At 55.9% G+C, this 15,541-nt stretch carries 12 protein-coding genes; 7 read left to right on the forward strand and 5 right to left on the reverse strand.

Translation table 11 applies throughout. From position 1 onward, the window contains the following. Positions 1-72 precede the first annotated feature (72 nt). Together F6A13_RS13095 and F6A13_RS13100 are read right to left on the reverse strand one after the other, a co-directional pair. Positions 73-582, reverse strand: a complete 510-nt coding sequence (locus tag F6A13_RS13095) for a hypothetical protein (protein ID WP_126604380.1) — start codon at positions 580-582, stop codon at positions 73-75. Positions 583-738: 156 nt separating this feature from the next. Next, positions 739-1,935, reverse strand: coding sequence for an NnrS family protein (locus F6A13_RS13100; protein WP_126604381.1), 1,197 nt, complete (start codon positions 1,933-1,935; stop codon positions 739-741). 325 nt (positions 1,936-2,260) lie between these two features. Between F6A13_RS13100 and F6A13_RS13105 the strand changes: the two genes are divergently transcribed. Continuing rightward, entirely contained in the window at positions 2,261-2,464 is a 204-nt protein-coding gene (locus tag F6A13_RS13105) for a hypothetical protein (protein WP_126604382.1), read from the forward strand. Between the two features lie 45 nt (positions 2,465-2,509). On the opposite strand, the gene eno is transcribed toward F6A13_RS13105, so the two are convergent. Continuing rightward, positions 2,510-3,805, reverse strand: a complete 1,296-nt coding sequence (gene eno, locus F6A13_RS13110; RefSeq protein ID WP_126604383.1) for a phosphopyruvate hydratase — start codon at positions 3,803-3,805, stop codon at positions 2,510-2,512. A gap of 215 nt (positions 3,806-4,020) precedes the next feature. Here eno and F6A13_RS15475 point away from each other — a divergent pair, with 215 nt between their 5' ends. Then, positions 4,021-4,176 (forward strand): hypothetical protein, encoded by a 156-nt coding sequence (locus F6A13_RS15475; RefSeq protein ID WP_172959326.1) that lies wholly within the window; start codon positions 4,021-4,023, stop codon positions 4,174-4,176. Between the two features lie 166 nt (positions 4,177-4,342). On the opposite strand, the gene F6A13_RS15480 is transcribed toward F6A13_RS15475, so the two are convergent. Continuing rightward, positions 4,343-4,630 (reverse strand): hypothetical protein, encoded by a 288-nt coding sequence (locus F6A13_RS15480; RefSeq protein ID WP_172959327.1) that lies wholly within the window; start codon positions 4,628-4,630, stop codon positions 4,343-4,345. On the opposite strand from F6A13_RS15480, the gene F6A13_RS13120 reads away from it, so the two are divergent. The 5 genes from F6A13_RS13120 to F6A13_RS15875 all read left to right on the forward strand — a co-directional run bounded on the left by F6A13_RS13120 (position 4,629) and on the right by F6A13_RS15875 (position 6,918). After that, a complete protein-coding gene (locus F6A13_RS13120; protein ID WP_172959328.1) occupies positions 4,629-4,940 on the forward strand; it encodes an addiction module antidote protein in 312 nt (103 codons plus the stop codon). The two genes, F6A13_RS15480 and F6A13_RS13120, sit on opposite strands and share 2 nt — an antisense overlap. Positions 4,941-5,086: 146 nt before the next feature. After that, positions 5,087-5,272, forward strand: coding sequence for a hypothetical protein (locus tag F6A13_RS13125; RefSeq protein WP_126604384.1), 186 nt, complete (start codon positions 5,087-5,089; stop codon positions 5,270-5,272). 9 nt (positions 5,273-5,281) lie between these two features. Continuing rightward, entirely contained in the window at positions 5,282-5,449 is a 168-nt protein-coding gene (locus F6A13_RS15870; protein ID WP_331251186.1) for a DUF6858 family protein, read from the forward strand. 151 nt (positions 5,450-5,600) lie between these two features. After that, complete coding sequence (locus F6A13_RS13130) at positions 5,601-6,470, forward strand: DUF2202 domain-containing protein (protein WP_172959329.1); 870 nt, start codon at positions 5,601-5,603, stop codon at positions 6,468-6,470. A gap of 169 nt (positions 6,471-6,639) precedes the next feature. Further along, on the forward strand, positions 6,640-6,918 hold the full coding sequence (locus F6A13_RS15875) for a transposase (RefSeq protein WP_197722478.1): 279 nt from the start codon (positions 6,640-6,642) through the stop codon (positions 6,916-6,918). Here F6A13_RS15875 and F6A13_RS13140 read toward each other — a convergent pair. Continuing rightward, complete coding sequence (locus tag F6A13_RS13140; RefSeq protein ID WP_126605668.1) at positions 6,872-15,442, reverse strand: GH36-type glycosyl hydrolase domain-containing protein; 8,571 nt, start codon at positions 15,440-15,442, stop codon at positions 6,872-6,874. The genes F6A13_RS15875 and F6A13_RS13140 overlap by 47 nt on opposite strands. Between the last annotated feature and the right edge of the window lie 99 nt (positions 15,443-15,541).

The following is a 15,541-nucleotide window of genomic DNA, read 5'->3' on the forward strand; positions in this document are numbered from 1 at the left end:
TTTGGGAGGGGGCATGGCAGCGGGGCGGGTGATCAGCGATTCCTCGACCCTTGAACCGAAACAGGGGTCCCCTCACGGAGATACGCCTTTACGGCCCCGACGCGGCCAATGATCGATGATGCTGAACGCCAGATGCAGTACCCACAACAACAACAGAAAGGCGGCCAGTGTGCGGTGCCAGGGCAGGAGATCTCCCGCTCCCCGCCACAGCAGGATACCCAGGATCACGGTCACGCTCGCCAGGAGCAGAAAGACCCCCGCCACAGCGGCGTCCAGCCCCTCGCGCAGGAGGGTGCCGTCGCGCCCCAAATGGCGCCACTGGCGAACGACCCGCCGCCGAGTCGTCGCCGAAAGTAGAAAGATCCGCGCCGCACTCCGCCGACCTGCCCCAGAGCCAAGGAGCCAGGACCATTCACCGGCAAGGAAAAGCGCGGCAACCAGGCCGTCGATGATGTGGAAGGGCAGAAGCCAGATCCAGCCCAAGGCCAGGAGCAAACCCGAGGCGAGTTGCAGGGTCACCGTCAACACCACGCCGAGGAGCAGGAATATGGCCCAGGTCGGCCGACGCTCAGCCCTCACCATTGCGCCAGATCCCGCCCGAGCGGCGCCCGGCGTCAACCAGAAAGGCTTCGGCCACGGGGAACGCATCGGCACGCAGACATTGGTATAAGACGGCATACATGGCAAAGGTCCCCCATCAAGCTAACGTTCATACATTAAAGCCCTCCGATTATTTCATTACCCATATCGGCCATCGATCCGCGGCTTTATGAGCATGGGCGCATAAACGATGATAAAACCGACGAAGGCAATAATCCACAGGCCTTGCGACACCTCAATCCACATTCGGTACTGCATTGGCAATATTATTGGAATAATCACGCGCACAATGGCACCAAGAAGCAACGAAAAGAATATCCAGTTCAAGGCCGATGGGGGTGTAAAGATGTTTCTTCCTGTGTGCCCTAGAGAGACTCTCGCCATCATGCCAATGGTCATCATGCCTACCCCACCATACGCAAAAGCATGAATTCCTAACATTGGATTGATGGGTATCCAATGAGCAAGCGCAGTCAAAATAAATCCAATGAATATCCATCCATAAGCCAGGTAAAGACTCCATAACAAGGGCTTACGCCATATGCCCGGAGTATACCATCCGATCATTTGTAGAACCTGCAAAAACGCTAACGCGATGGCCACCAAAACCGTAATCAGTGAAATCGGATTCCATACAACAGCCACTATAAAAAACATCATAAGAATCAAACTGCTGATGTTTACCCACGGCCGAACCCTCAAAACCACCGGATAACCAACGCCTCTTTCAATAAAGAACGGCATTATCCGCTGTCCCATCAGCATAATCAGCGCGATAATCAGATAGAGGCCGAAAAACAACCCAATCTGCGTCAGCTCAGGATGCTTCCAGATGAGGCCTATATAGAACAATGTATTACCTGTCGTCATTAGTAATAATATGGACCATATGCCAAGCTGTTTCCATTGCTTGCTGCGGACCAAAGGATACAGTAAGGCGATGCAAACAGTGACATCAAACAACAGGTCGAATAGCGCCATGATCATCAGTGCGCCAGGAAAATCGGTGAACGGCATTATGCGTGCCATAAGCCAGAACAAACCTAGTAATAATAATCCATATCCGCGAAGCGTCTGGTGACCCGTCCAGTTTTTGACTGCGGTCAACAAAAAACCAACAGCCACGGCCATGGAATATCCAAATATCATTTCATGGGCATGCCACAGGATAATCGGGAAATTGCCATTATCAAGAAACTGCGTTCCGTGATAATAGAACCAGAACCAGGCAGAGATGGCAAAAGCAGAGAATACCGCCCCTAACAAAAAAAAGAGGCGGAACCCAAGATGGAGAAGGGCAAAACGATACTTTTTACTGGGCTCTATGACTATCACGAGACCCTCCTGTATGAAAATCCATGGGGTTGCCAATTTTTTGCAATATGCCCATTCGACTTTTACCGTTGGCTCGTCAGAAAAGGATCATGGCACATATGCTCATCAATAATCCATCTTGCCGCCGCCTCTCATTTTGGCTCCATGCCCTGAGGAGAACGGGTACCGATCCCGGATGCATAGATACCGCACTATGCGGACAAAAACCGTTCGAACTACAAACAGGAGTCCGGCAACCCTTGGCTCAGAGCGAATTTCGTCACCCCCTGGACCAGTCGCGTTGATCCGCAGACATACAGGTCCATCACCGGCTGATGGTCGCCCGGTGGCTTATCCCGATGTCGGCGTGCAGGCAGCTGTGCTGATAGACTTCGCTCGCCAGGGCCGTCCGTTGTCCGAACTGGCCCGCGCCATGGGCACGAGTTGGCCAGCTGCACAGCGCCTTATCCGTCCTGGAAACCCCACCATCAAACAGCTTGAACGCGCCGCCGCTGCTTTGGGGAAGCGGCTGGTGATCAGTCTGGAGTAAATCGTCCACCGGGTAGAACGCAGGATATCTCTCCTTTGAACGCTATCAGAAACGGACCGGCCTGCAAAACGCGTGTTTGCCAGCAAAGCTGGCGGCCGTGCCCAGTTCTTCTTCAATGCGCAGTAACTGGTTGTATTTGGCAACTCGCTCACCGCGTGCCGGTGCTCCGGATTTCAGATGGCCGGTGTCCAGAGCTACTGTCAGATCCGCAATGAAATCATCAGTGGTTTCACCGGAGCGATGAGATACGAAAGCTCCCCAGCCATGAAACTGAGCCAGCCGGGTGGCGGCAATGGTTTCGGTGACAGTCCCAATCTGGTTGAGTTTGATCAGCGTCGAGTTGGCAATGTTGTCTTCTATGGCCCGGGCAATGATTTTCGGGTTGGTGCAGAAGATGTCGTCGCCGACCAACTCAATGATGCCACCGAGTTTCTCATTGAGCAGTTTCCAGCTTTCCCAGTCATCTTCCGCAAGACCATCCTCTAGCAATACGACGGGGTAGTTATGCACGATCTCGGCGTAATATCCGACCATTTCCGCACTGCTGAGCGCTCGTTTTTCGGTGCGCAAATGGTATTTTCCATCCTTAAAGAATTCCGAAGAGGCTGGATCGATGGCGATGCCGCAATCTCTTCCCGGTTCAAGTCCGGCGCGACGGATCGCCTCTACCAGCAGGTCATAGGATTGATGATTGGATTGCACGGCGGGCGCAAAGCCGCCTTCGTCACCGACGCCAACGGACAGATGTTTTTCCAGAAGCAATCCCTGCAGGGTATGGTAGATTTCCGCACCCCAACGCAAAGCTTCGCGGAAACTGTCAGCGCCATAGGGGACCAGCATGCATTCCTGAAAATCAGCTCCCTGCCAGTGGGCATGGACGCCGCCATTAAGCACATTGAAACAGGGGACCGGTAAGCGGGTGGCACCCGGGCCGCCCAGGTAGACATACAGGGATAAATCACAAAAATCAGCCGCGGCGCGGGCGCAGGCCATGGAAACGCCCAAGAGGGCATTGGCCCCCAGTTTGCCTTTATTGTCCGTTCCGTCCAGGCCGATCATGGTGTCGTCGATGGCTTTCTGCTCGCGAACATCCAGCCCCTGGAGGTCTGGAGCAATGATTTCTTCAATATTCTTCAGTACCTGTTGCACACCCTTGCCGCCGAAACGGTGACTGTCACGGTCACGCAATTCGACGGCTTCCCTGCTACCCGTCGAGGCTCCAGAGGGAACTGCCGCCCGGGCGTGCCGACCATTGCTGAGATACACTTCTACCTCAACCGTAGGATTACCGCGTGAATCCAGAATTTCCCGGGCGATAATGTCTTCAATCAAGCTATCCATAAAACCTCCTTGTCATGGGTGCACAGAATCTTCCAAGGGAATACATATGAATCATGACGCTCATGGTAGCCGCTGACATCCTGCCAGCGCAGGCGGTAAGGCGTGTGTAAAGGAAGTGTAGCCGATCGCAGACCCTCTGCCCATTTTAGCCAGAACGTTTGCATCTGGGCCGGGCCTACCTAGCCTGCCTGAACTGGGACACCAAGCGGGTGTGCGTGGCCCTGGTAGAACGCTGGGAGCCGGACAACTTGCGCGACTACATCGATGGCACGCCGCTGCTGTCACTGGATCAGTGCATTGGCAACGTGATTGCGAGGGTGGCAGAACAGGCGATTGCAGCGCCGGCTCTGCCGGTCAAGGCCACTCACTAAACCGGCGAGAGTCAAGACCCTTTCACGATACCACGCGCCGCCGGAACCGCCCAGCAGCACCCCTCCAGGCCGGCAACGTCCGGCCTTTTTCACGCCTGCTTCGGACGCGTGCACACGTCCCTTCGCTTGACCGCATGTAATCGCTCGATTACACTACGCTCGTGACCTAGGCGGTGAAACTACTCAGTGAGTTCTCCGACTGGCTTAAGGGCCTGAGGATGGGCTGACCCGGCAGCGCATCAACAATCGGCTGCGCAAGGCCCAGCTGGGCGACGTGGAGCCGGTAGGTGAAGGCGTGTTCGAGATGCGCGAACACTTTGGGCCGGGCTAGCGTATGTACTGCGTCCAGCGGGGCGAGACGCTGATCGTGATACTTGCCGGCGGTGACAAGTCCACCCAGCAAGCCGACATCCGCCGAGCGATTGCGCTGGCGAAGCTTTTGGAGGATTGACATGACCAAGAGAATCAAGGTTTCTGAACTTGCCGAGTTCGATGCGTCGGAGTACCTGAACTGCGACGAGGATGTGGCCGCATACCTGACGGCCGTTCTTGAAGAGAATGACCCCGCGTTGCTGGCCGCGGCCCTTGGCGACATTGCCCGCGCACGCGGTATGTCGCAGGTTGCGAAGGATTCCGGCATTGCACGCGAAGCCCTGTACAAAGCCCTTCGGCCCGGCAGTGAGCCGCGCTTCGAGACGATCAGCCGCGTTTGCGCAGCCCTGGGCGTGCGCCTGGTCGTGCAACCGATGCACCCGGCGCACTGACGCCGCTCTGCTGCGGTCAAGTCATCGGGTCGGCGTACTCCGACCTTGTTCACTTGTTTGCAAAACAGTCCGGTTATACCGACCCTCCGCAAACAGAACATCGATTTAAGAAGATAATAGATGAAGCGGGGAAGATGGAGTTTCTTGTGAACGCAGGCAAAATGATAAATACGGGACTGAAGGCGGCCCCGGAAATCAGGCGAGGCAGCATCTTCGCGCGAATGTCTCGATACGAGCTGGTCGAATATTGCCGCTCGCTATACATCCAAGGCGGAATCGAAGCTCTTTCTTATGCGTCCCGGGGTGGCAAAATTGCCGATGGCATTCTCTGAGCCCAGACTCTGCTCTTTTGCGTAGCTAACGCCATTCCCCACGCTGACATCGTGGCCCTGCGACCGCGCTCCATCGGCGTGACCAGATTTGCTGACCGCTTTGTGCTGAATTTTCTTGAGGCACCTGCCCAGTCCGTCACCGATACCATGCTGGCGCTGGTCGACGCCGTCGCCTAGGAAATCTGTGGGGGCGACCAAGGTCCTTACCAGTCACCCCCTTGCCTTGAACAAAAAACTCCCGCGCACAAATTAACAATTCTCAATGCGGCATTCCCTTTGTTGGTCTATAAAGGATAATCATTAGTATTCATCAGATAGGAGATATCCCATGGACAACAGGGAATTGAGCACTCAAGGCCGGACCTGCCCCACCTGCGGAGTGGATCTGCCCGGATTGAACAGCAGCGTCGACAACAACCTGCCCAACAACCAGAATATCCGCGGTGGCCAAGGTAACCGCGGGCGCGGGGCAGGTGGTGGCCGTGGCATGGGTGGCGGTGGCATGGGTGGCGGCGGGAGATTTGGCATGGCTGGAGGTGGTAGGGGCTTGGGCGGTGGTGCTTGGCAGAGTGCGGTTCCCGCTCAGGTTGGCAGCGACTTCGTCTATCTCGACCGCACCGCGCACCGCGAGGAGCACCTCGCACAGATCCGCTCCACCGTTGCAGCGTATCGCCCGGGCGAGTTGAGCGTTGAAGAGCGCGACGATTTGTTGCTGATGCGCGAGGAAGAAAAAATTGCCCGCGATGTCTATCTACGCCTTTATGACCGCTGGGGAATTCGTCCTTTCGACAATATCAGCGGAGCTGAGCAAGCGCACATGGACGCCATCCTGGCCTTGCTGAAACATTACGGCCTCTCGGATCCGGCGCAGGGACTGGAACTGGGTCGGTTCCACCGTGCCGAGCTGCAGGATTTGTACGATCGCCTCGTACAGCAAGGGCTGCAGAGTCGGGAAAATGCGATCCGTGTCGGCCTGCTGATCGAGGAATTGGACATCGCTGATCTTCAGAATGCGGCGCATCGCGCCGTCAAACCGGAGATCCTCGCGGTCTATGCCGAACTCGAACGCGGGTCACGCAACCATTTGCGTGCATTTTATCGCTGGAAGCAGGGCCTCGGAATCGACTACCAACCGACGCATCTTCTCTCCGACGACTTTGAGCGCATCGCCCACTCGGCGCAAGAAGACTGTCAGTAATCTGCACGAAGGCATTTTATGCCGTGCCAATGCTCGAAATACCTCCCCGAGTTCCGGCCGCAATCTGACCGCTTTCCTCGTCGGGAGGTATTGACAGTACCCGCCCAACTCATTGCGCCAGCCCTTCCCATGGCCTCTCCGGATCGTCCGGGGATGCCATGCTTCCCTAATGGATGCTGGCAAGATCTGGAACGCCGTTTGCATTACGAAGCCCTCTGGATCAGGGCATTCTGGTGGAACTGTCGGGCTGTGGGATGGCACTAACGCCATAGAATCGCTGAATAATTCGATGAGGAGGGTGCTGAAGAACTGCGGCGCGTCCCCGAACGATAAGTCGATCACGAAGCTCATGTGGTTCTTGCACGCTAAAGCTGATGATGACAACTTTCCCGAACAGTTATTTAGTCGAGGTAGACATCGACATCGTGCTCGCGGCGGTCATCCATGAGCGGAATCCTGTCTTGCGGCAATTCAGCACCATCCAGGGTAATGCGCACTACCCGCGTTGATGCGGTGCTATCACCATGAACGGTGATATGGTACAGCGTATCGCGGTAGCGGTAGTGGACCTTATAGAATTTCCAGTCCGCCGGGACGCGGGGCGTGATGCGCAGGTGATCAACCTCAAGCGATAGGCCCAGCAAGGTTTCGATCGTTAATCTATACATCCAGCCCGCTGCGCCGGTGTACCAGGTCCACCCACCGCGCCCGACGTGTGGTGCGGCGCCATAAATATCGGCGCACATAACGTAGGGTTCTACCTTATAGCGGGCGATAGATTCTGCGCTACTTCCATGACGGACTGGATTGAGCATGTTAAACAACTCCCAGGCCCGTACTTTGTCTCCCATTTGGGCAAAAGCCATGGCGGTCCAAATGGCAGCGTGGGTATATTGTCCGCCGTTTTCGCGCACACCAGGTACATAGCCCTTGATGTAACCGGGTTCGAGTGCTGACCGGTCAAAGGGTGGATTGAGTAACTGGATAAGCTGCGCATCGCGACGGACCAGATATTTGTCCACCGCTGCCATGGCCTGTCGCGCCCGCAAGGGATCGCCTGCGCTAGAGAGGATGGACCAACTCTGGCTGATGGAATCAATTTGGCATTCGTCATTCGTAGCAGAACCAAGGGGCGTACCATCATCAAAATAAGCCCGCCGATACCAGGCACCGTCCCAGGCATTTTTTTCTATGTTCTCCTGTAACACGACAGCCTGTTGCACACAAAGATCAACAATGGTGCTGTCACCCCGGATGCGCGCGAGACCAGCAAACTGCTGTAGATTCTGAATCAGGAACCAAGCCAGCCAGACGCTCTCACCCCGACCCTCGTGACCGACCAGATTCATCCCGTCATTCCAGTCGCCACTGCCCATCAGAGGTAAGCCATGGACACCCAATCGCAAACCGTTTTTGAGCGCCCGAACGCAATGATCATAGAGGCTGGCGGATTCAGCAGAGCGCTGGGGTTGATCGTAGTAGGACTCTTCCTCGGAATTCAGTTCGCGGCCTTCGAGAAAATGAATGGGTTCGTCAAGAATGCCAGTATCGCCGGTAGCCATCACAAAGCGACAGGTGGCATAGGGTAACCAGAGATAGTCATCGGAAATATGGGTGCGCACCCCTTGGCCGTGGGGCGGGTGCCACCAGTGCTGGACATCCCCTTGACAGAATTGGCGCTCTGCACAACGGATCAGTTGTTCTCGGGCCAGCCCGGGGGTCGTGTGGATCAGCGCCATGCTATCTTGTAGTTGATCACGAAAACCGTAGGCCCCGCCCGACTGGTAGTAGCCGCTGCGGCCCCAGAGTCTGCTGGAGATGGTTTGGTAGACCAGCCAGCCGTTCGCTAATACGTTCAGTGCAGGATCCGGGGTTTCCACATATATCGTACCTAAGGTCCGGCTCCAGTATTCCCGTACCCCGGCCAAAGCTTGCCGCGCATACTCTCTATTGGCGAAGCGGTCTGTATATTGCTGCGCTTCGTCGGTGCTGGCTGCGGTACCAAAAACAAACACGATTTCGCGCTCCGCGCCTTCAGCCAGATGAATCGGCGTTTGTATGGCGGCGCAGGGATCAAAGCCCGCCCCTGTTTTATCGGACAGACGGCTGCGGTACAGTGCCGCAGCTTTGGCAAGCGTACCGTTACGGCCGATAAACTCGCTGCGATTGCCGGTGATCGTACGCTCCCGTTCACTGGTCTGAACGAAAACGACCCGATGTCCGCACTCGCGCCCATAGTCATTGTGGGCATACAGCGCACCGTTGTGCGGATCACTTTCGGTGACGATATGCATCATATTGGCATGACGCCACTCGCCGAGTACCAGTTCCCAGTATGCCGTCAGCGAAAGCCTTCGCGGGCGCTTGGAATGGTTGTGCAGTTTGACCACTACGAATTTCACTGGCGCGTCCATCGCGACGTAAGTGGTCATTTCTGAAGAGATCCCCGACTCATAATGTTCAAAAATAGTGTATCCAAATCCGTGGCGGCACACATATCCGGACTGACCGCGGGCGGGCAATGGAGAGGGTGACCAAAATGCTCCTGTGTCTTCGTCGCGGATATACAGAGCCTCGCCACTACTGTCACTGAGCGGATCGTTGTGCCATGTGGTCAGACGGAATTCATGGGCGTTTTCGACCCAGGTATAGGCACCGCCGCTCTCGCTGATGACAGTGCCGATGTGCGGACTGGCAATCACATTGGCCCAAGGAGCGGGTGTAATTTGGCCCGGCTCCAAACTGATGACGTATTCACGTCCATCGGCTGTGAATCCACCCAGCCCGTTGAAAAAAATGCGTTCCCGCGGCAGCAGCGGTTGTATGATTTCGACGGCTGGGGGTGACTGCGGATTCAGCGGAGCAGGAAAGCGATCCCCTGATACCCGCCGTTCCACCTGCTCTAGTAGGGAGTCGGCGCTGTCGGTGAGGATAATACGCGCGACGGTCTGGAACAGCACGCGATCCTCTTCAGAAAGTTCTTCGGCGCGGCGTAAGAAGACGCCACCGGGTTTGTCGACGATTTGTGCTTCCGGACCTGCGTGAATCAAGCCCATTATCTGATCTTGCAGCGTGGCCCGGTAGCTGGTGAAATCTTCGTTGACGATCACCAGATCGGTCGCTAGTCCTTTCAGTCGCCAATATGCATGGGCCTGCAGTATTTGTTTTACCAGATTGATACGGTTTAATTGACGGACGCGCAGCAGCACAATCGGTAAATCGCCTGATATCCCAAAGCGCCACAGGCCGGATTGCCCTAACTGATTACGGGCAATTACACTGGGCGCGGCCCGCCGCAGGGCACTGGCGTACACCACGGAATTGGCCAGGCGTCCAAACACCTGGGCATCGGCTTCGCTGGCGCTCAGATGGCGGAGCACTTCCTGGCCCTGGAACCAGGCCATTTCAAAAGCACGTTCCACCAGGTGACGGTCACCATACTTCTCCAGCAGGGCAATAGCGGCCTCACGCGTGTCGGCCATTCCGGAAATGATCTGTACCGTCGCGGACTCGTCTACGCCAAGCGTCAGTGTACGACGGATGGCCACAATGGGGTCTAATACAGGCCCCTCGCTATTTGATAATGTAGCCTGTTGTAGGCTGTCGAAGACGCGCGGATGCTCGGCGGTACGACCACGGCCTATGAACTGTGCGCGATCAGTTTCGTAAGATGCTGCACTGGCGGCAACACCGGGCGCAGCAAATAGATGAAACATCCAAGGCACTTGCTCGTCCGGTGAGCGACGACGTCGGGTACAGAGAATCGCATTGTGCTTTGACAGAATTTCGGTCTGAACGAATAAATTGCTGAATGCACGGTGAGCAAGGTCGGCATTTAACGGAGCGAGGACAATCTCAGTATAACTTGTTAACTCTATCTGACGAATGCGTGGGGAGATATTGGTGAGCGTCACACGGCGGATCTCCACGTTGTCTTCCGGCGCAACGCTGACCTCCATATAGCTCTCTATCATTTGATCACGGCGACGGTATTCCGCCCGTGCTTGGACGAAAATCGCCTCATAGTGATCGGCTTTGCTTCGGGTGGGTTGATGGGTCGTCGACCAAAAGTGTCCGGACTGACGGTCACGCAGGTAAATGAAGGTCCCCCAGACATCTGCGGCGGTATCCTCGCGCCAGCGGTTCACGGCGAGACCGTCAAGATGGCTGTAACCGCTGCCAGCGTGGTTGATCATGACGTGATAGCGGCCATTCGATAAAAGGTGGACTTCTGGCATGGACGTATCCGGATTGCTGTATACGCGCATTATTGTCGTAATTTCGACGCTGGACACGTTTGCGGCAGCGCTGACTTCAGCTGCATGGGGATGAAACGTAGCCTCCTGCCTGGGCAGACGCTCTTGCAACAATAACTGAGTGGCCTGAATGCCGGGATCAGATAAAAACCGGCGCTGCATTGGCTGATTGAGAAGGACATGGGCAAAAGCCAGGAGACTCATCCCTTGATGATGCGCCATAAAGGTTCGGACAATGGCATGACGCTCGCCCGGTGGCACCCGGGATGGCGTGTAATCGATGGCTTCGTAAAAGCCATAGGCGCCGAGAAACCCCTGCGCCGCAAGATTCTGCAAGTTGTGGCAGGCCTCCCACGGCATCACAGTTAGTGCCAGCGCGCTGGCATAAGGTGCAATCACCAAATCATCGCCGAGCCCGCGTTTGAAACCAAGACCGGGAACCCCAAATGCCCGGTATTGATAGACTTGATGCATGTCCACGGCGTTGAAACAGGATTCCGATATTCCCCAAGGTACGGTGCGTTGGCGCCCATATTCTATTTGGCGAGAGACGGCCGCTTTGCAGGTCTGGTAGAGCAGTGTGTTGGGGAAATCCGGCATGATCAATTGCGGCATGAGATACTCAAACATCGAGCCGCTCCATGAAATCAAGCACAGTTCGCCGCCGTAGCTCGTCAACAGGCGCCCCAACGAAAACCAATGTTTCTGAGGCGCTTGTCCTTGTGCAATAAGCAGAAAACTGGCCAGGCGTGCTTCTGATGCCAGCAGGTCGTAGCAGGATGGATCACGGCGCCGTTCCCCGACATCATAGCCAATGGCCAGCAGGTCGCGCGCAGGGTCGTAAAGAAATTCAAAATCCATCGCCGCCAACGCGCGGCAGCGATCCACCAACTGATCAATGACCCTTAACCGTTCTGCGGCAGCTGCCCGGGCGGCAGCCGTCCCCGTGGCAATGCCATGGGCTAATTCAGCCAGTGTCAGAGTGTTGTTCACGTCCCGCGCATCAGGGACGAGGGTTTCCAGATCCAGCGCCAAAGCCTGACATTGTTGATAAAATGCCTTTGCCCAGTAAGCACAGTCGCTATCCGCCGGAACATCGGCGGGAAACCCGTTCACGAGATCGCCGCTGATCCTTTGAATATCGGCAAGCTGGTGATGGGCATCCACCAGGGATGGGGGGCATCCGTTGAGCGTCATGGCAGACAACACATCTTGCAGTGCAAGGACTTTGTTGGCCAGATCTGTCGTGGGGATGTCGTGGATGCATGTTGCCAACAGATACAGCGTATCCTGCAGGCCCGCAAAGGCGTTGTCCGGCAACACCGGATGAGTTTTGAGCGCGTTCAACCCTGCTTGGAGGGTGAGCAGGCAGCCGCCGAGATTACCGCTATCCACCGCTGAGATATATTGCGGACTCAGTATTTGCAGGGTGCGCGTGTCATACCAGTTATAGAAGTGACCGTGATAGCGTTCCAGTTGCTCCATGGTTGTCACGGTGTTTTCGGTCAATTGGAGGAACTCGCCGGCAGTAATATAACCAAAATCATAGGCAGCCAGACTGGCCAGCAGCGACATGCCCATGTTGGTCGGTGAGGTTCGCGAGGCAATGACCGTCGTTGGATACTCCTGAAAATTATCGGGGGGTAACCAGTGCTCCGCAGGGCCGACAAAGTCATCAAAAAAACGCCAGGTACGTCGTGCCGATAGCCGCAGAAAGCGTCGCTGTATATCATCCAGACCTGTGACACCGGTCCGCAACGGCCGGCTGATCCACCATGCGATAACCGGTGAAAACAGCCACAGCCCTAAAATGGGCATGCTGAACAGTAACACCGAGGGTGAACTGGTCCCCAGGCTGGAGGCGGTCACCAAGGCTATTCCGAGGAGGATGGCGAGCAGGGGTGCACTCCAGATCTCCCTGAAAAAATCTCCGGGGGTATGACAGGCGTTACGGCTGCGGTACGAAGGCAGTTGCCAAAGCAACAATCCCCGACGGGTGAAAAGCATTCGTATGCCTGAGCGCAGAATGGCATCCAGGCTCATCACTGCGTCATAAGGCAGCAGTGCGACTGTCAGCAGTGCGGAGAATAGCGGGCGACTTGCCGAAGCCCTGGTCAAGGAGAGATGTGCTGCCCAGTCGAGGTCTTGAGGCTTGCGGAAGAGGTCGATGAGCGGCGAAAGCAGGACTGGCACGAGGATGATCCCGGTAACCAAGGTAGTCCATAACCAGGAGAAGGCCGGACCCAGGAGCCAGCCCCCCGCCAGCAGCAGCAACAGTGCGGATGACACCAGGCTGCGGCGGAGATTGTCAAAAATTTTCCATATCGACAAGTCGGATAGCGGATTGGTCGGACGCGGCGCCCGCATACCGTTAGCGGTTGGGGCACCGGGTACCGACGGCAACAGCCAGCCGATAATCTGCCAGTCACCCCGAATCCATCGGTGTCGACGGGAGACTTCTGCGGTGTAACTGCCAGGCAATTCTTCAATCAGGACGACGCTGGTCGCCAGTGCCGCACGGGCATACCCGCCTTCCAGCAAATCGTGACTGAGGATAAGGTTTTCTGGAAAACGGCCATCAACCGCCTGGCGGAAGGCATCTACATCGTAGATGCCCTTGCCGATGAATGAGCCTTCGCTGAAAATATCCTGATAGACATCGGACACCTCGCGCGTATAGGGGTCAATCCCAGAATCCCCAGCCATGAGTTTAGTAAATAGCGATTGACCGGCGCTGGTCAGGTCGATCGCTACGCGGGGCTGAATGATCGCGTAGCCATCGACGATACGGCCCTTATCGACGTCATATACGGCTTGGTTGAGTGGATGCGCCATATGACCGATCAGTGCCCGCGCCGTGTCACGGGGCAATTGGGTGTCGGTATCGAGGGTGATGACATAACGAATGCTGCCGAGGATGGACAGGTCGCCGACCTGCTCTGAGAATGCTGCCGCCTCCGCCGCCCCTCTCAGCAGCGCATTAAATTGTTCCAGTTTGCCGCGTTTGCGTTCGTAGCCCATCCACACCTGTTCAAATGCGTTCCAGACTCGGGGCCGGTGAAACCAATAAAACAGGCAGGGTCGATCATCGACATAGCGGGCGTTGAGGGTCTGAATAGCGACACGTGCATAGTCGATTAATAAAGCATCTTCCGGACTGGTCTGCTCTGCCGCATCCCGAAAATCCGTCAGTAACGCAAAGTAAATATTGGAATCGCGGTTTCCGAGGTAGCGGATTTCCTGGGCCTCCAGCAACGCGTCAATTTCCTGTGGCGAACTCAGCAGTGTCGGGATAACGACCATGCAGCGGTGCGCATCAGGAACACCCTGCGAAAAATCCATCTGCGGCAAGGCGCCGGGCGCCATAAAAAGAGTGATCAGGCGATTTACCAGAGAAACCGCCAAAGCCGAAATACTCACAACCCCGACCATGCCTAGCCACCAGACACGCCAGTCGGTGGGGCTGAGGCCCTCAAGAGGGACGCGCAAAATTAAACTGATCAGCACCGTCAACAGGAGTATGGCGCTGATATACAAGGAAAGGCGGAGATGATCGCCCATTTGTCTGGCCGCTGACCGCCATTCAAAATAGCAGCCCATCGCCAGATCAAGACGCTGCCGACCCCGATCCAGCAGGTAATAGCCGACATGCGCAGATCGATCTTCGCTGCCTGTTTGCTGCGATGCCGCCTGGGCAAGTGCAATCGCCTCCTCCGCCACCGCCAGCTCATCACGCCCACTGCTGCGTGCAATATCTTCAATAGCGTGGCGATATCGATCGCGTGTTGCGAAATCCTGTCCGTCGTATATGCCCATCGGGTCCTGGCGCAGGCTTTGTTCGACAACACTGTACGCTTCGACATGACTTCGCCAGTCCATAGCCGCGAGAAAATTCAGGCTTCCAATGCTGTTCGCCATGGATATCTGGTTGGCAGCGGACTTTCTGGCGGACACTTCAGACAACTGGGTAGCGGTTATGCCCTGTTCAAGTAATTTATGTTCGACCCAGGTTTGCACGAACGCCATAGCGGGACCGTAGGCTTGCAATCTGGCGTAAAACTCCTCCACAAACGGCGCCGTCAAGGGCATATCCGCATGCGCAAATTCAGCAAGTAATTGAATCAGCAGGTTCGGCTTTTTTTCTGCGGCGGCGAGCATGCGATCCGCCCAGATCATGGCAGCATTGCGTTCCTCCCGCCGACAAGCAACGTTCAGACTAGCGCGACGCAGGTTTTCCAGTAACGCCAATTGCAGCATGATGGGGAAGGCCCATAATTCGCCCAGCGTTAATGCCGTAATGGTCTGATAAGCATGGATATAGGCGCTGACGTTATCTCCGTCGACGCGGGCATCCTGATGCGCAATCAATTCAGAGGCGAGGTCGTAGACACGGGGGAACCCCGCCAAGCTGCCGGATTGCAGGCGTGGCAGTTGCTTGCCATAATCGACAGGCAAATGCCTTCGGGCTAGAATGATTTGCTGCTCAATGAGGTAGAAATTATCAAGCAGCCAGATCTCGCCAGACTGTGTCCGCTGCTCAGCCTGCGCGGTCCCTGCAGTGAGCACGTCATAGGCTGCACGAAGAACATCGGCATTGTCGGCCAAGCGTGGTAGCAGGCGATCTGGCCCAGGGTATGGATCAATAGCATGCTGACCAGCCAACATTACCGCATGTTGTTTCAGTTGTTCAACACTGAACAGCTCCGAGCGTAACAAGTCCATATCCGACGCATTGTTTAGGGCGTTTTTTACGCAGGATGAGAACTCTAATTTTTTTGTAGATATGACGCTCTCCTCGGAGTAATTTGGCGACAC

Origin of the sequence: Acidithiobacillus sp. 'AMD consortium' (genome assembly GCF_008926505.1) — a bacterium.
Lineage (GTDB): Bacteria > Pseudomonadota > Gammaproteobacteria > Acidithiobacillales > Acidithiobacillaceae > Acidithiobacillus > Acidithiobacillus ferridurans.